This is a genomic window from Pseudomonas sp. KK4 (genome assembly GCF_001984065.1).
In the GTDB taxonomy this organism is placed as follows: domain Bacteria; phylum Pseudomonadota; class Gammaproteobacteria; order Pseudomonadales; family Pseudomonadaceae; genus Aquipseudomonas.
In genome coordinates, this window is sequence record NZ_LYVP01000008.1 from 41,377 (window position 1) to 56,934 (window position 15,558).

Sequence of the window (15,558 nt, forward strand, 5' to 3'; positions counted from 1 at the left end):
GGCTCGTTACACCTTCAGAGACGCCCTTGGGCGCGCGCGATTAACAGCAATAGCTTGAAGCTTTATCAGTGCACGTCTTTCCAGTATTCACGCTTGAGCAAGTAGGCGAATACGAAGAAGAACGCCAGGTACAGCAATACGTACGTACCGATGCGCTGATGTTGCAGCTTAACCGGGTTAGCCGAGTAAGCCAGGAAGGTTACCAGATTCTTGACCTTCTCATCGAACTGCTCTTCGGTCAAAGCACCACTCTTGGGCACGATCGTCAGCTGATCGCACGCTTCATGGGTCAGCGCCGTACCGGTCAACGGGTCATATTGCTTCTTGCCGTTTTCGACGATCTGAACCTGTTTGCAACCGACGACCTGACGCCCTTGCAAGCCCACCAGCACGTTCGGCATGCCGACGTTCGGGAAGACCTTGTTGTTCACGCCCCAAGGGCGCGACGGATCTTCATAGAACGACTTCAGATAACCGTACAGCCAATCAGTACCGCGAACGCGAGCCACCAGGGTCAGATCGGGCGGTGCCGCACCGAACCAGGTCTTGGCGTCGGCCGGCTGCATGCCGATGCTCATGTGGTCGCCGATCTTGGCACCGGTGAACACCAGCTTCTCGAGCATCATTTCGTGGGGAATGCCCAGGTCATCGGCAACACGCTCGTAGCGCTGGAACTTGGCGCTGTGGCAACCCATGCAATAGTTGGCAAAGGTACGTGCGCCATCCTGCATGGCCGCCTTGTCCGATACGTCGATGTCGACTTTTTCCAGCTCCGGGCCACCGTGTTCAGCAGCGAAAGCGAACACTGGCAGCGTAGCGAGCATCAATACCGCAAATAGCTTTTTCATCAGCCAGTCACCCTTTCCGGAACCGGTTTTGTCTTCTCGAGCCTGGTATAGAACGGCATCAGAATGAAGTAGGCGAAGTACAGGAAGGTACATACCTGCGACAGCAACGTACGCTCAGGGGTCGGCGCCAATACACCCAGAATGCCCAGGATGACGAACGCGATGCAAAACACCCACAGCCAGATCTTGCTCAGCCAGCCTTTATACCGCATCGACTTGACCGGGCTACGGTCCAGCCACGGCAGGACGAACAACACAGCGATGGCCGCACCCATGGCGATGACGCCGAAGAGCTTGTCCGGAACCGCCCGCAAGATCGCGTAGAACGGCGTGAAGTACCAGACCGGAGCGATATGCTCTGGGGTCTTGAAGGCGTTCGCCACTTCAAAGTTCGGCTTCTCGAGGAAGTAGCCGCCCATTTCCGGGAAGAAAAATACGATCGAACAGAAGATGAACAGGAACACCACCACGCCGACGATATCTTTCACGGTGTAGTACGGATGGAAGGCAATGCCGTCCAGCGGTACGCCGTTTTCGTCTTTGAATTTCTTGATGTCCACGCCGTCCGGGTTGTTCGAACCCACTTCGTGCAGCGCCAGGATGTGCAGCACCACCAGACCGAGGATCACGATCGGCAAGGCAACCACATGCAAGGCAAAGAAGCGGTTGAGGGTAATACCGGAAATCAGGTAGTCACCACGGATCCACTGGGTCAGATCGTTACCGATGACCGGGATCGCACCGAACAGCGAGATGATCACCTGGGCGCCCCAGTAGGACATCTGGCCCCACGGGAGCAGGTAGCCCATGAAGGCCTCAGCCATCAGCGCCAGGTAGATCAGCATGCCGAAGACCCACACCAGCTCACGCGGCTTCTGGTACGAACCGTAGAGCAGGCCACGGAACATGTGCAGATAGACCACGATGAAGAACGCCGAAGCGCCGGTGGAGTGAAGCAGGCGCAGAATCGAACCGTACTCGACGTCGCGCATGATGTATTCGACGGACGCGAAGGCTTCTTCGGCCGACGGGGTGTAGCTCATGGTCAGCCAGACACCGGTGACGATCTGGTTGACCAGAACGAGCAGCGCGAGGGAACCAAAGAAATAGAAGAAGTTGAAGTTCTTCGGGGCATAGTACTTGCTGAGATGGTCTTCCCACATTTTGGTCGCGGGAAAGCGCGCATCAACCCAATCCATGAACTTGCTCATCACGCTTTCTCCGTATCGACGCCAATGACGATGATGTCATCGGTCTCATAGGAATGCGGGGGAACTGGCAGGTTCAAAGGCGCAGGTTGCGACTTGTAGACGCGACCAGCCAGGTCGTAGTGGGAACCGTGGCAAGGGCAGAAATACCCACCTACCCAGTCCTTGCCCAGGTCTGCGGGAGCGACTTCGGGACGGAATGTCGGCGAGCAACCCAGGTGCGTGCAGATACCGATCAGCAGCAGAACCTCAGGCTTGATCGAACGGAATTCCGGATTGACATAAGTCGGTTGTGTCGAGTTCTTGGAGTCCGGGTCAGAGAGCTGACCCTCGATCTTCTTCAGATTACCCAGGATTTCCTGTGTACGGCGGACGATGAACACCGGCTGGCCGCGCCATTCAGCAATCATCTGCTGGCCTGGCTCGATTTTGCTGACATTCACTTTCACCGGTGCACCTGCGGCTTTCGCCTTGGCACTGGGAAACCATGACCCCACGAACGGGACCGCAGCCCCCACCGCTCCTGCAGCACCCACCACGGATGTGGCTGCTACCAAGAAGCGACGCCGGCCTGCATTCACGCCGTCATTGCTCATTCAGTCCTCTCCCATCAGCTTTGTGGCCTGTTAAATCAGGCATCTACTAAGTAAAACGCTGTACTTATAAAAATTTTGCCGAATGGTAATGAAAACCCCCAATTCTGACAAGGTAATTACCGGGAGGGCTCTCCCTCAAGCCTTGTAGTATAGGGCGTCTACGGCTGTGGCAAGTTGTCACAGCGCAATTCTTTAATAAATCGCACGCACAAAAAAACGCCCAGCTCCGTGAGGAAACTGGGCGTTCTTTTTTGAACGTGGAAGCGAATTAACGCTTCGAGTACTGCGGACGCTTACGCGCTTTACGCAGACCCACTTTCTTACGTTCAACTTCACGTGCATCGCGGGTTACGAAGCCGGCTTTACGCAGTGCGCTGCGCAGAGTTTCGTCGTAGTCCATCAGAGCGCGGGTGATACCGTGGCGGATTGCGCCAGCCTGACCACTTACACCACCGCCGATCACGGTGACGTAGATGTCGAACTTCTCGACAGTCTCAGTCAATTCCAGCGGCTGACGAACCACCATGCGGGCAGTTTCGCGGCCGAAGAAATTATCCAGCGAACGGTTGTTGATGGAGATGTTACCAGTACCCGGACGCAGGAAAACGCGTGCGGTTGCGGTCTTGCGACGGCCAGTGCCGTAATTTTGAGTCGCCGACATAATGAACTATTCCGTTAAATCTTCAGTTCTTGGGGCTGCTGAGCAGTATGAGGGTGTGCAGCGCCCGCATAGACTTTCAGCTTACGGTACATGTCGCGACCCAGCGGGTTCTTAGGCAGCATGCCTTTGACCGCGGTCTCGATCACGCGCTCAGGGGCCTTGGCGATCAGCTTTTCAAAGTTGATCGACTTGATGCCGCCCGGGAAACCGGAGTGGGAGTAGTACATTTTGTCAGTGGTTTTAGCGCCGGTAACACGGATCTGCTCGGCGTTGATTACGACGATGTAGTCGCCGGTGTCAACGTGAGGAGTGTACTCAGGCTTGTGCTTGCCACGCAGACGGCTCGCGATTTCGGTGGCCAGACGACCCAGGGTCTGACCAGCAGCGTCGACGACAAACCAGTCGCGCTTTACTGTTTCCGGTTTAGCAGTAAAAGTTTTCATTCTTTATAGCCTCAGGGGCCGCCCTGTAAATTAGACGGCGGATCTTACTGAATAGTGCGTACTTTGACAAGTCAAAGGCAGCCGGATACAGACGCTTTCGGGGGCTCGGGTCGGCGCGTCCGTTCAACGGCAAGATTCTTCGGCGGCGGCGCATCACTTCCACTGCAGAAAGAGGTGCGCAATTATGCAGATTGCGAAAAATAATTCAACCTGCTTTTATGATTGTTTTGCCCAAGGAGCACCCGATGGACTATCGCCAGCTAGGCCGGACCAATCTGAACGTGAGTGCACTCTGCCTCGGCACCATGACCTGGGGTGAGCAGAACAGCGAAGCCGACGCCTTCGCCCAGATTGAGCGAGCCAAGAGCGCCGGGATCAATTTCATCGACACCGCCGAGATGTACCCGGTGCCGCCCAAGGCCGACACCTACGCCACCACCGAACGCTACATCGGCAATTATTTCAAGAGCCGCGGCGACCGCGCCGACTGGATCCTGGCCAGCAAGATCGCCGGCCCCGGCAACACCATCGACTACATTCGCGACAAGAACCTTCGGCACAATCGACAGCACATCACGGAAGCGGTGGATGCCAGCCTCAAGCGTCTGCAGACCGACTACATCGACCTCTACCAGTTGCACTGGCCCGAGCGCAGCACCAACTTCTTCGGGCAACTGGGCTACAAGCACAAGATCGAAGCCAACCTGACGCCGCTGGAGGACACCCTCGAAGCCCTCGACGAGCAGGTCAAGGCCGGCAAGATCCGCCACATCGGCCTGTCCAACGAAACCCCGTGGGGCACCATGCGTTTTCTCGCCCTGGCCGAAGCCCGCGGCTGGCCGCGCTCGGTGTCGATCCAGAACCCCTACAACCTGCTCAACCGCAGCTTTGAGGTGGGTCTGGCGGAAATCGCCATCCGCGAACAGTGCGGCCTGCTCGCCTATTCGCCACTGGCATTCGGCTTCCTTTCGGGCAAGTACGAGGGTGGCGCCCGTCCGCCGAAGGGCCGCCTGAGCCTCTACAGCCGCTTCAGCCGCTACTTCAACCCGCAATCGGAAGCCGCGTGCAGCCGCTACGTGGCGCTTGCCCGTGAGCACGGCCTGGACCCGGCGCAAATGGCGCTGGCCTTCGTCACGCAACAGCCGTTCGTGACCAGCAACATCATCGGCGCGACCACCCTCGAGCAACTGGACAGCAACATTGCCAGTTTTGATCTGAAGCTGTCGGATGAAGTGCTGGAAGGGATCGAGGCGATTCACAAGGATCAGCCGAATCCTGCGCCATGATTGATTTATAAATCGCCTTCGCGAGCAAGCCCGCTCCCACATTGGGTCAGTGCCGATCACAGAAGTGTGGTCAGCCCCTGATCCGGTGTGGGAGCGGGCTTGCTCGCGAAAAGCGTGCGCAAAATCAACCCCGGTCAAAGCGACCGCGCAATGATCTCCTTCATGATCTCGTTGGTCCCCGCATAGATCCGCTGCACCCGCGCATCTGCCCACGCCCGGGCCACCGGATACTCCCACATGAAGCCGTATCCGCCGTGCAACTGCACACACTCATCCAGCACCTTGCATTGCAGGTCGGTGCCCCAGTACTTGGCCATCGCCGCGGTCGGCACGTCCAGCTTGCCTTGCAGATGCAGCTCCAGGCAGCGGTCGACGAAAACCCGTCCGATCTGTATTTCGGTGGCCATCTCCGCCAGCTTGAAACGGGTGTTCTGGAAATCGGCGATGGCCTTGCCGAACGCCTTGCGTTCGCGGGTGTAATCCAGCGTCCACTGCAACGCCGCTTCGGCCGAAGCCAGGCCGCCAATGGCCACGGTCAGGCGTTCCTGCGGCAATTCCTGCATCAGGTAGGCGAACCCCATCCCGGCCTGGCCCAACAGGTTTTCCTTCGGCACCCGGACGTCCTGGAAGAACAACTCCGATGTATCCTGCGCCTTCATGCCGACCTTCTCCAGACGCTTGCCCTTGTCGAAGCCCGGCGTATCGGCCTCCACCAGAAACAGGCTGGTGCCCTTGGCGCCGGCCTTCGGATCGGTCTTGGCAACGACGATCACCAGGTCCGCGAGGAAGCCGTTGGTAATGAAGGTTTTCGAGCCGTTGATCACGTACTCGTCACCGTCGAGCACCGCCGTGGTCTTCACGCCTTGCAGGTCGGAACCGGCGCCCGGCTCGGTCATGGCGATGGCGCTGACCATCTCGCCGGAGACCAGTTTCGGCAGGTATTTGTGTTTCAGCGCTTCACTGCCGTAGTGCAGGATGTACGGCGCCACGATGTCCGAATGCAGGGAGAAACCGATACCGGTCAGTCCCAGCCGTCCCACCTCCTCGATCACCACCGCGCTATAGAGAAAGTCTGCCCCCAGGCCGCCGTATTCTTCCGGCAAGTGCGAGCACAACATCCCCGCCTCCCCCGCCTTGTTCCAGAGTCTGCGGTCGATATAGCCCTGTTTTTCCCATTGCCCATGGAACGGCACGGCCTCTTTTTCGAGAAACGTTCGCACGCTGTCACGGAAGAGTTCGTGTTCGGAACTGAACAAGGTTCTAGGGATCATGCGGCACCTGTCGTTATTTTTTTGGAAGAGGTAGACCTTCAGAGACTATGCCTGGCGTCCGATACAGGACACTGGACACATCCGACAAAAAATAAGACGATCCAGCCGTCTGGTGACCACTTTCCCTTATAAAAATAAAGTTGAATTATGTCTAACCAAGCCTCCACGCCCCTGCGGCGCGTCAGCATCCTGGCGATCGACCGGGTTTTCGCTTCCACCCTCATGCAAGCCAAGGATTTTTTTCACCTCGCCAGCCTGCGCTACGGCAAACAACTGGGCCACGGCCTGGTCCCGGCGTTTGAAACCCGCCTGGTCAGCCCCGACGGTAAACCGGTGAACAGTTTCAGCGATGTGATGATGCCGGTGGACGGCGGGCTGGAAAATGCCGACATCATCGTCATTCCCGCGTTCTGGGACGATTTCGAAACCCTGTGCCTGCGCTATCCGCAAGTGCTGCCCTGGCTGCGCCAGCAACATGCCCGCGGCGCGGTGCTGTGCGGTGAGGCCACCGGAGTCTTCTGGCTGGCCGAGGCTGGATTGCTCGATGGCAAGGAAGCAACCACCTACTGGCGCTTCTTCAATGCCTTCGCCGAACGTTTCCCTCGTGTGTACCTCAATCAGGACAAGCACCTGACCGACGCCGATAACCTGTACTGCGCCGGCGGCACCACCTCGGCCTGCGATCTGTACATCTATCTGATCGAGCGCTTCTGCGGCGCCAACGTGTCCCAGGCCGTGGCCCGGGATATCCTCTATGAAGTGCAGCGCAGCTACTCGCCGGGTCGCATCGGTTTCGGCGGACAGAAACTGCACCAGGATGTGATCATCCTGCAGATCCAGCACTGGCTGGAAGAACACTTCGCCGACAAATTCCGCTTCGAAGACGTCGCCCGTGAACACGGCATGAGCATCCGCAACTTCATGCGCCGCTTCCAGACCGCCACCGGTGACAAGCCGTTGCACTACCTGCAACGCCTGCGCATCGAAACCGCCAAAGGCCTGCTGTCCGGCAGCCGCAAGAGCATCAAGACCATCAGTTACGAAGTGGGCTACGACGATGCCAGCTTCTTCGCCCGGCTGTTCCGCCAACATACGGAGCTGTCGCCGAACCAGTATCGACAGCAGTTCCAGCAGGCGGCCTGACCTCCTCTGCAGGAGCGCCGCTTGCTGGCGATGAACGATGACGCGGTCAATCAGATAGACCGCGTCATCGTTCATCGCCAGCAAGCTGCGCTCCTACGGCGGTTCGCTTTCCCACACTGAAAAACGAATAAGGAACACCGAAGAACGGATTTGCCTCATGTAAAAGAGCCGATCAATCCCCCAGTCTGACGCCCTGAAAACCACCATCAGGGAAGATCAACAGTGACTATCGGATCAAGCTACAACTACCCCTCACACGTCATCGGCAAAGACACTCGAACCAAACGCGCGGCCAGATCCAAATGGACCGCCCGCTTTCCCAGCCCACCGGATCTGTGCTTCGACTACCGGACATTGATTGAACAGGACGGCGGTATCGCCAGGGCCACCGACCCGCAACACAGAATCTGCATCATCGGCGCAGGCGTCACCGGGCTCACGGCCGCCAGAGAGCTCTATCGCTGCGGCTTCACCCAGATATCCCTCATCGAACAATCCACCCGCATCGGCGGCCGGCATCTGACGGTTCATGGCAGCCCGAAATCCTCACTCAGCCATACCCCCTTCGAAATGGGCGCCATGCGCATGCCTTTTTTCAACAGGGCCGATGAGTCACCCACGCAAGGCCGGTCCCTGATGGCGTACTACGCCCAGGCGTTTGACCTGGCGTTTTCAGACTTTGCCAACCCGGGAAGCCCCTGGGTTCGCTCGACCGGCATCTACCTTCGTGAAGGCAGCATGGGCGACGGGCCGGCACCGCAAATGTTGATATGGAAAAACCAGGACGGCATGACCCCGCCTCCCGGTGAGGCGCTGCAAAAGGTCTACGCCAAATGGAAAACCTTTGCCGATCGCATGACCCGCCATGTTTCCGAGCTTTACGGCAGCGAAGCGTGGGAGGCGACCTGGGCCGCAATGGTCGAAAGGTACCAGGGCGTTTCCTTTCGCGATCTGGTCAGCATGCCGGCGGTGCAAGCCTGGAATGAACAGTCGCCCGGGGACTTCGGCGGGATGGGAATGTCCGCAGAAGAGTCGGCGATCTTCTACGCGATAGGCATCGGTGACGGCAGTTGGGGCGCGTTCTATGACGTTTGCTGTCTTTATCCTCTGCGCACGGCCATTTTCGGCTTCAGCAGCCAACTGCAGCTCATCCATGGACGGGTAGACAGCAACGGCGATCCCCTGGACGCTCCCCACCTGAACAGCGAAGCCGTTGTCGACTCGGCCGGCCTGACGTTCGACAGGCCCCGCTACATCGGGCTCGCCGCGCTGGATGAATGCCTGCTGTTCATGCCCATCGATGAAACCGGCAAGTCCGTTTACGAGTACAGCCGGGAACGGAGCAACGGCTTGCTCACCGACTCATCGGTCACCCGGCTCACAAAGCTGCCCAACCAGCAGATTCGCGTCCACTTCAACTGGAACCACAGTCAGCAAGGGCAAACCCGCGAGCGCTTCGAGGATTTCGACTCGGTCATCATGACCCTGCCGTCCTGGCTGATCGAAACGCGGATCCAGCTTGAACGCTTCACCCAGCACATGCTGCCGTTCAACGTCATCAACGCCTACAAAACGGCGCACTGGGAAACCAGCTGCAAGGTATTTGCGCCCTTGAAAAAATCATTTCTGTCGAAAAACGGCAACATCCCGCAAGTCCTGGTCACCGACAGTTTTATCCATGATGTCTACACCTATCGTTACAACGATCACTACAGCTACGACTGCATCCTCCTGAGCTACACATGGGAAGACGACGCCACCAAGCTTGCCTCCTTCAGTGACAAGGAACTGGTGACGAAATGCGCCAAGGAACTGGATCGCATCCTCCTGAACGCCGTCAACATCCGGGAGAAAATCTCGCCCTACATCGGCATCGATCAGGCCGTGGTTCAACGCTGGATCACCGATAAAAACGCCTTGGGTTGCGCCAAGTTGTATCGGCCGGGCACCTACTACGACGCGGTCAGCCTGATGAAATACAACCGCGACTTCGGTCATGTTTCCGGCTTGTACCTGTCCGGCGAATCCTTTTCGGTCGACGCCGGCTGGACGGAGCCCTGTTTTCGGGGAGCCGTGGATGCAGTCATACACATTTGCAACAAAACCGGCGCGACTTTCAAAGGAGGTTTTTCCATGGGGGACTATCCGCACTACCGGGTGAAACCTGAACCTGTGAATTGATCTCGGACGCGGACTACAACCTAAACAGAAACGGCTGACTTACGCGCCCACAGGACTTCAACTCTTATAAACACGCCATTAAACAGCGTGTGAATAATAAAAAGAGGTCATCTGCAATGAGTCAGCCAACAAGCCCCGTTCGTGTAGCCGTCGTGCAATTCGACCCCCAGGTCGGCATCGACAACCATCAAGACAACCTGCGCCGCGGCCTGCACTTGGCCCAGGAGGCCGTCAGCGGCGGCGCGAATCTGATCGTGCTGCCGGAGCTGTGCAGCACCGGCTATTTCTTCAGCAATCGCCAGGATGCCTTTGCCCATGCCGAAGCGGTGCCTGACGGGCCAAGCGTGCAGATCTGGATCGACTTTGCCTGCAAACACAAGGTTTATCTGGTCACCGGCCTGGCCGAACGGGACGGCATGCAGCTGTTCAACACCGCCGTGCTGCTGGGGCCGGACGGTTTTATCGGCAAGTACCGCAAGGCCCATCTGTGGAATCTCGAGAAGCTCTGGTTCACGCCGGGCGATCTGGGCTTTCCGGTGTTCGACACACCCATCGGCCGCATCGGCCTGCTGATCTGCTGGGACATCTGGTTTCCGGAAGTGCCGCGAATCCTCAGTCAACAAGGCACCGACATCATTTGCAGCCTGAACAACTGGGTCTGGACCCCGCCGCCGCTGTTCGACGATGCCGGCAAATGCATGGCGTCGTACCTGACGATGACCGCCGCACACGTCAACAACGTGTTCATCGCCGCCGCCAGCCGCATCGGCGAGGAACGCGGTGCTCGCTATCTGGGCTGCTCGTTGATCGCCGGAACCAACGGCTGGCCGATAGGTACCGTGGCGTCTGCAGACCGGCAGGAAACACTGTACGCCGACATCGACCTGACCAGCTCGCGCAGTGCGCCGATCTGGAACGACCTGAACGACCTGCACCGTGATCGCCGCGCCGATCTTTACGACCGGATGCTCGGTTACACCCGACACCCGTGCCTGCCGCGCTGACCAGGGAGGCATGGGCCATGGAAATTTCAACGTCAAAAAATCCAAGATCACCTGTCGATGCGGCGGTCATCTTACTGATGATCGGTATAGCACTGCTGATCATCTGGCTATCGATGAGCAACCGCTCGACCTGGGAGGCGCATTGGCCGAGCTACGGTGACATGGTCTCGGCCCTGCATGAGCCCGTTGCCTGGCTGCGCTGGGTACTGGGCGACATCAGCGAGGTGGCGTTCTACAAACACGAGTTCGCCTCGATCGGCCTGCTGGCCGGCGCCTACCTGGCCTATTGGGCCAATCGCACCGGGAAAGCCTGGCAAGGTTTCGCCATTTGCTACGGCACCGGGCTCTGGCCCTGGCTGATTACCAGTTCGTTGCTGGGGTTGCTCCTGGGCAACCTGCTGTGGGGCTGGACGGTGAGCGCCAACGACTGGCAACCCACCTTCGTCGCGTTCGTGTCATTGCCGGCGGCGATGGTGCTGATGTTCGGCGGTGGCTGGAAGGTCACGATCAACGGCGCAATCATGGGAGCGGTCCTCGTCACGCCGATGTGCCTGCTGATCGTCAACTACGTGTGTAATCCGCTACAACTGCCGGCGGTCATCGGTAATGTGCTGGGCATGGCCAGCGCCAGCGTCGTGGCGTTTCTGGCCTGCCGCCATTGCCCGAGCCTGGTGAAATCCGGGCAACCCGAGAAGCCATCGGCGCTGGCCGCGACGGCCGTCGCCAAGGTACCCGACTATGGCCTCGTCTGGACCCTTCGCCGGGTCTTGGCGGACTTCTCCGAGGCGCCGTTCTTCGGCAATGAATGGGCGAGCCTGGGCCTGTTGCTGGGTGCCTTGCTGGCCTACAGCCTCAATCCCCTGAGCCCGGCCTATGGCTCGGACCTGCTGTTGCACATCATCGGCGGGCAGGCACTGGCCTCGGCGATCGGCGTGCTGATCTGGCGTCGGCAGTGGATGTTGCGCGGCTGGTACCCGACCTACATACCGTTGGTGTCAGTGGTCCCGGCGACGATTCTGGCCTACGGCGGCAGCTGGCAGATCATTGTCTCCAGTGCGCTGCTGGGGGCATTGCTCGCACCGCCTCTGGCCGTTGCGATTGCCAGGCGCTTGCCTGACGACATGCATGCCTACATTGCCAACGTCCTGTCGATGGCCATCAGCACGCTGCTGATCGTGCCGCTGATTGGCTTGCTGTTCGCGCAATAACCAACCTGCCCCCTCGGCTGTATCCGGGTTGAACACGGATACAGCCACTCTTCATATCAAACAAGCGAGGTAAGACATGGACCTGCCCAAACTGGCCATTGCGGCACTCGGTGGCACGGTGAGCATGCTGGCCAGCCATAGCGCAGAAGGTGTGATCCCGGCGGTCAGCGGAGAAGCCCTGCTGGCTGCACTCCCGCAGCTGACGGAGCTGGCCCGGGTAAACGTTGAAACCCTGGGCCTGCTGCCCAGCGCGTCGCTGGACTTCGAGTTTTTACTGAGCGTTTTGTCCTGGGCGATGTTTCAGGTCAAACAAGGCGCCGTGGCCGTTGTGATCAGCCAAGGCACCGACACGCTCGAAGAGTCGGCGCTGTTTTTCGATTACCTGTGGCCTTACGACAATCCGCTGGTGCTGACCGGTGCCATGCGCTCGGCCGCGCAGCCGGGAGCCGACGGGCCGGCGAACCTGCTGGATGCCTGTCGCGTTGCGTTGGCACAGAACAGTCGCCAGCGTGGGGTTCAGGTGGTGATGAACGGGCAGATTCTCCCGGCGCGCTACGTTCGCAAAATCGATTCGCTGGCGTTGCAGGCGTTCGCCTCACCCATCGTGGGTCCCGCCGGACTGCTGGTGGAAGACCGGGTTCGCTATCTGCGCCCACCCGACCCGCGCACGGTATTACCCCTGCCGCAGCTGACCACGCAGAAAGTCGCGATGCTTGAAGCGTCGCTGTCGGCTGACACCCTGCTGCTGGAAAACATCGTGGCCCTCGGTTACGACGGGCTGGTGATCGCCGGTTTCGGGGCCGGTCATGTTTCGCAGAGTTGGATGCCGGAAATTGAGCACATCGCCAGCCAAATCCCCGTGATCGTCGCGACCCGCACCGGATCCGGCTCTACCGCGAGCGCATCTTATGGTTTCGCTGGAGGCGAGATGGATCTGATTCGCCAGGGTGCCTCGATGGCAGGGTTTCTGTGCCCGCGTAAAGCCAGGATTCTGCTTTGGCTGCTGTTGGGTTGTGGGCAACAAGGTGATTTGAACCGGTTTCTCAAAGCTGGCACATAAGCTGGTGGGAGCGGTGTGTTTCAAGTCTTCCAAGCATAAAAAAGGCCTGCATCGCGCAGGCCTTTTTCTTTTTCATCCGATCCTTATTACGGCTTGTGCGCCCGGGACAGGAATTCGTGGGATTGCATTTCCAGCAATCGGCTGAGGGTACGCTGGAACTCGAAGTTCAGGCGACCGCCGGTGTAGAGGTCTTTCAACTCGACTTCGGCGGAGATGATCAGCTTCACGTTACGGTCGTAGAACTCGTCGACCATGTTGATGAAGCGTCGGGCGATGTCGTCGGTGGTGACGCTCATCTGCTCGACGCCGCTGAGCAGCACGGCGTGGAAGATCTTGCCCAGTTCGATGTAGTCGTTCTGGCTACGGGGGCCGTCGCACAGTTCGCGGAAGTCGAACCAGGCCACGTCATCGCAGGTGCGCAGTGCACGGATCTTGCGGTTTTCGATGATCAGGTCATCGTTTTCGATCGCTGCGGTGCATTCCGGTGTCAGCGCGCGGAAGCTTTTGCGCAGGCTTTCTTCCGATGCCGCATTGAGCGGGAAGTGGAACAGTTCGGCCTGTTCGAGGTGACGCAGGCGATAGTCGACCCCGCTGTCGACGTTGACGATGTCAGTGTTCTGCTTGATCAGCGCGATGGCCGGCAGGAAGCGAGCACGTTGCAGGCCGTCCTTGTACAGGCCGTCCGGCACGATGTTCGACGTCGCGACCAGGGTCACGCCGTTCTTGAACAGCTCTTCCATCAGGGTGCCGAGGATCATCGCGTCGGTGATGTCGGAGACGAAGAATTCATCGAAGCAGATCACTCGCGATTCGGCGGCGAAACGCTTGGCGATGATGGTCAGCGGGTTTTTCTCGCCGCCCAGGGTTTTCATTTCTTCGTGCACGCGCTTCATGAAGCGGTGGAAGTGCGTACGGGTCTTTTCCTTGAACGGCAGCGCTTCGAAGAAGGTGTCAACCAGGTATGTCTTGCCGCGACCGACGCCGCCCCAGAAGTACAGGCCCTTGACCGGTGCCTGATCCTTCTTGCCAAACAGTTTACCCAGCAGGCCCGGTTTATTCTGCTCGGCCGCGACCAGGTCGTCGTAAAGGCGCTGCAAATGACGCACGGCCGTTTCCTGCGCGGCGTCATGGAAAAAATCCGGGCGTTTCAGATCAGCTTGATATCGTTCTAGGGGCGTCATAATTCGTTAGCAAGGCAACAAAAACGGGCCGTCACTGTAGCGATGGCCCGTGGGAATGGCAATCAACCCTTGGTAGGGTCGAACCGTTGATTATTCCTGAACAGGTGTCAGCGCAATTCGCAACGCCTCAATCGCACCGTCGCGCGCGGCGCTGTCGGCGAACGCCGGGCTGTCGGCAACGCACTCGCCTTCCAGCCAGACACTGAAACTCAGGTCTTCACTGCGTACGTCCAGCGGCTGGCCCGCTTGCAGTTGCTTGGTCACAAACCCGGCGGCCTTGCCGTCGGCGAAGTTGCGCGACAACAGCAGTTGCTCGCCATCGGCCGACAGCAGGCGGAAGCGGAAGCTGCCGTCGTCCTCACGGAAACTGACGAAACGCGCGGCTTTGGCGGCTTTTTTCTTGGTGGTGGCCGCAACCTGGGTCTGGGCGACGAATGAACGCAGGCCGACCGCTTCGCGCAGCTCGTTGAGGAACGGCGTGGCGACGGCACGGGCCTTTTTCGCGCCGTGTTGCAGGATGTCTTCCAGATCCGCCGGGCGCTCGATCAGTTGGTTATAGCGCTCGCGGGCTTCGCCCAGCTCGTTATCCAACAATTGGAACAGACGATTCTTCGCTTCGCCCCAACCCAGGCCCTGCAGCAGTTCGCTGCGGAAATCCTCGGCTTGCGCTGGGGTGGCAAAGGCCTGGAACAGGGTGAACAGGTGCGAGTTGTCCGGATCTTTCGCTTCACCCGGCGCGCGGGAGTCGGTGACGATCCGCGAAATCGCGTCTTTCATTTCCTTGGCGCTGCTGAACAACGGAATGGTGTTGTCGTAGCTCTTCGACATCTTGCGACCGTCGAGGCCTGGCAGCGTGGCCACGCTTTCTTCGATCAGCGCCTCGGGCATGGTGAAGAACTCTTTGCCCTGGCCGAACAGGTGGTTGAAGCGCTGGCCGATATCACGGGCCATTTCCACGTGCTGGATCTGGTCACGGCCAACCGGCACCTTGTGCGCGTTGAACATCAGGATGTCCGCGGCCATCAGCACCGGGTAGCTGTACAGGCCCATGGTGATGCCGGCGTCCGGGTCTTCACCGGTCTCGACGTTCTTGTCCACCGAGGCCTTGTAGGCGTGGGCGCGGTTGAGCAGGCCCTTGGCGGCGACGCACGTCAGCAGCCAGGTCAGTTCAGGGATTTCCGGGATGTCGGACTGGCGGTAGAAGGTCACGCGGTCGACATCCAGGCCACCGGCCAGCCAGGTCGCGGCGATTTCCAGACGCGAGCGCTGGATGCGCAGCGGGTCATCGCATTTGATCAGGGCGTGGTAGTCGGCCAGGAAATAGAACGAATCGGCGTTGCTGTCACGGCTGGCCAGGATCGCCGGGCGAATGGCGCCGGCGTAGTTGCCCAGGTGCGGCGTGCCGGTGGTGGTGATGCCGGTGAGGATACGGGTACGAGTCGTCATGGGTAATCGCTTGTCAGACTGC

At 59.2% G+C, this 15,558-nt stretch carries 14 protein-coding genes; 6 read left to right on the top strand and 8 right to left on the bottom strand.

Going from position 1 to position 15,558, the window contains the following annotated elements:
- Positions 1-65: 65 nt before the first annotated feature.
- From B0W55_RS05115 to rplM, 5 genes are all read right to left on the bottom strand, one after another.
- Positions 66-848, bottom strand: coding sequence for a cytochrome c1 (locus tag B0W55_RS05115; RefSeq protein ID WP_077044934.1), 783 nt, complete (start codon positions 846-848; stop codon positions 66-68).
- Positions 848-2,059, bottom strand: coding sequence for a cytochrome bc complex cytochrome b subunit (locus tag B0W55_RS05120; protein ID WP_077044935.1), 1,212 nt, complete (start codon positions 2,057-2,059; stop codon positions 848-850). Before B0W55_RS05120 ends, B0W55_RS05115 begins: the two co-directional genes overlap by 1 nt.
- A complete protein-coding gene (gene petA / locus B0W55_RS05125) occupies positions 2,059-2,652 on the bottom strand; it encodes a ubiquinol-cytochrome c reductase iron-sulfur subunit (protein ID WP_077044936.1) in 594 nt (197 codons plus the stop codon). Before petA ends, B0W55_RS05120 begins: the two co-directional genes overlap by 1 nt.
- 268 nt (positions 2,653-2,920) lie before the next feature.
- Positions 2,921-3,313: a 30S ribosomal protein S9 gene (gene rpsI, locus B0W55_RS05130; RefSeq protein WP_003228056.1), complete on the bottom strand. Its 393-nt coding sequence runs from the start codon at positions 3,311-3,313 to the stop codon at positions 2,921-2,923.
- Between the two features lie 14 nt (positions 3,314-3,327).
- On the bottom strand, positions 3,328-3,756 hold the full coding sequence (gene rplM, locus B0W55_RS05135) for a 50S ribosomal protein L13 (RefSeq protein WP_003228062.1): 429 nt from the start codon (positions 3,754-3,756) through the stop codon (positions 3,328-3,330).
- 245 nt (positions 3,757-4,001) lie between these two features.
- Here rplM and B0W55_RS05140 point away from each other — a divergent pair, with 245 nt between their 5' ends.
- Positions 4,002-5,042: an NADP(H)-dependent aldo-keto reductase gene (locus tag B0W55_RS05140; RefSeq protein ID WP_077044937.1), complete on the top strand. Its 1,041-nt coding sequence runs from the start codon at positions 4,002-4,004 to the stop codon at positions 5,040-5,042.
- A 134-nt stretch (positions 5,043-5,176) separates the two neighbouring features.
- Here the strand turns inward: B0W55_RS05140 and B0W55_RS05145 are convergent, their stop codons facing one another.
- Positions 5,177-6,313, bottom strand: coding sequence for an acyl-CoA dehydrogenase family protein (locus tag B0W55_RS05145; protein WP_077044938.1), 1,137 nt, complete (start codon positions 6,311-6,313; stop codon positions 5,177-5,179).
- Positions 6,314-6,535: 222 nt separating this feature from the next.
- On the opposite strand from B0W55_RS05145, the gene B0W55_RS05150 reads away from it, so the two are divergent.
- The 5 genes from B0W55_RS05150 to B0W55_RS05170 all read left to right on the top strand — a co-directional run bounded on the left by B0W55_RS05150 (position 6,536) and on the right by B0W55_RS05170 (position 12,909).
- Positions 6,536-7,456, top strand: coding sequence for a GlxA family transcriptional regulator (locus tag B0W55_RS05150; RefSeq protein ID WP_175645472.1), 921 nt, complete (start codon positions 6,536-6,538; stop codon positions 7,454-7,456).
- 222 nt (positions 7,457-7,678) lie between these two features.
- On the top strand, positions 7,679-9,637 hold the full coding sequence (locus B0W55_RS05155; protein WP_077044940.1) for an FAD-dependent oxidoreductase: 1,959 nt from the start codon (positions 7,679-7,681) through the stop codon (positions 9,635-9,637).
- A gap of 116 nt (positions 9,638-9,753) precedes the next feature.
- Complete coding sequence (locus tag B0W55_RS05160) at positions 9,754-10,641, top strand: nitrilase family protein (protein ID WP_077044941.1); 888 nt, start codon at positions 9,754-9,756, stop codon at positions 10,639-10,641.
- A gap of 17 nt (positions 10,642-10,658) precedes the next feature.
- The gene (locus B0W55_RS05165; protein WP_077044942.1) at positions 10,659-11,849 is read left to right on the top strand and encodes a hypothetical protein; all 1,191 of its coding nucleotides are present in this window, start codon (positions 10,659-10,661) and stop codon (positions 11,847-11,849) included.
- 76 nt (positions 11,850-11,925) lie between these two features.
- Complete coding sequence (locus B0W55_RS05170) at positions 11,926-12,909, top strand: asparaginase (protein ID WP_077044943.1); 984 nt, start codon at positions 11,926-11,928, stop codon at positions 12,907-12,909.
- An 86-nt stretch (positions 12,910-12,995) separates the two neighbouring features.
- Here B0W55_RS05170 and zapE read toward each other — a convergent pair whose 3' ends face one another.
- Both zapE and B0W55_RS05180 read right to left on the bottom strand, forming a co-directional pair.
- A complete protein-coding gene (gene zapE / locus B0W55_RS05175) occupies positions 12,996-14,090 on the bottom strand; it encodes a cell division protein ZapE (protein WP_077044944.1) in 1,095 nt (364 codons plus the stop codon).
- Between the two features lie 90 nt (positions 14,091-14,180).
- Positions 14,181-15,536 (bottom strand): tryptophan--tRNA ligase, encoded by a 1,356-nt coding sequence (locus B0W55_RS05180; protein ID WP_077044945.1) that lies wholly within the window; start codon positions 15,534-15,536, stop codon positions 14,181-14,183.
- Positions 15,537-15,558: the final 22 nt, after the last annotated feature.

Excerpts from the sequence above, each read along its gene's own strand:
- B0W55_RS05115 (WP_077044934.1), bottom strand. The coding sequence starts at position 848 with ATGAAAAAGCTATTTGCGGTATTGATGCTCGCTACGCTGCCAGTGTTC.
- B0W55_RS05120 (WP_077044935.1), bottom strand. The coding sequence starts at position 2,059 with ATGAGCAAGTTCATGGATTGGGTTGATGCGCGCTTTCCCGCGACCAAA.
- petA (WP_077044936.1), bottom strand. The coding sequence starts at position 2,652 with ATGAGCAATGACGGCGTGAATGCAGGCCGGCGTCGCTTCTTGGTAGCA.
- rpsI (WP_003228056.1), bottom strand. The coding sequence starts at position 3,313 with ATGTCGGCGACTCAAAATTACGGCACTGGCCGTCGCAAGACCGCAACC.
- rplM (WP_003228062.1), bottom strand. The coding sequence starts at position 3,756 with ATGAAAACTTTTACTGCTAAACCGGAAACAGTAAAGCGCGACTGGTTT.
- B0W55_RS05140 (WP_077044937.1), top strand. The coding sequence starts at position 4,002 with ATGGACTATCGCCAGCTAGGCCGGACCAATCTGAACGTGAGTGCACTC.
- B0W55_RS05145 (WP_077044938.1), bottom strand. The coding sequence starts at position 6,313 with ATGATCCCTAGAACCTTGTTCAGTTCCGAACACGAACTCTTCCGTGAC.
- B0W55_RS05150 (WP_175645472.1), top strand. The coding sequence starts at position 6,536 with ATGCAAGCCAAGGATTTTTTTCACCTCGCCAGCCTGCGCTACGGCAAA.
- B0W55_RS05160 (WP_077044941.1), top strand. The coding sequence starts at position 9,754 with ATGAGTCAGCCAACAAGCCCCGTTCGTGTAGCCGTCGTGCAATTCGAC.
- B0W55_RS05165 (WP_077044942.1), top strand. The coding sequence starts at position 10,659 with ATGGAAATTTCAACGTCAAAAAATCCAAGATCACCTGTCGATGCGGCG.
- B0W55_RS05170 (WP_077044943.1), top strand. The coding sequence starts at position 11,926 with ATGGACCTGCCCAAACTGGCCATTGCGGCACTCGGTGGCACGGTGAGC.
- zapE (WP_077044944.1), bottom strand. The coding sequence starts at position 14,090 with ATGACGCCCCTAGAACGATATCAAGCTGATCTGAAACGCCCGGATTTT.
- B0W55_RS05180 (WP_077044945.1), bottom strand. The coding sequence starts at position 15,536 with ATGACGACTCGTACCCGTATCCTCACCGGCATCACCACCACCGGCACG.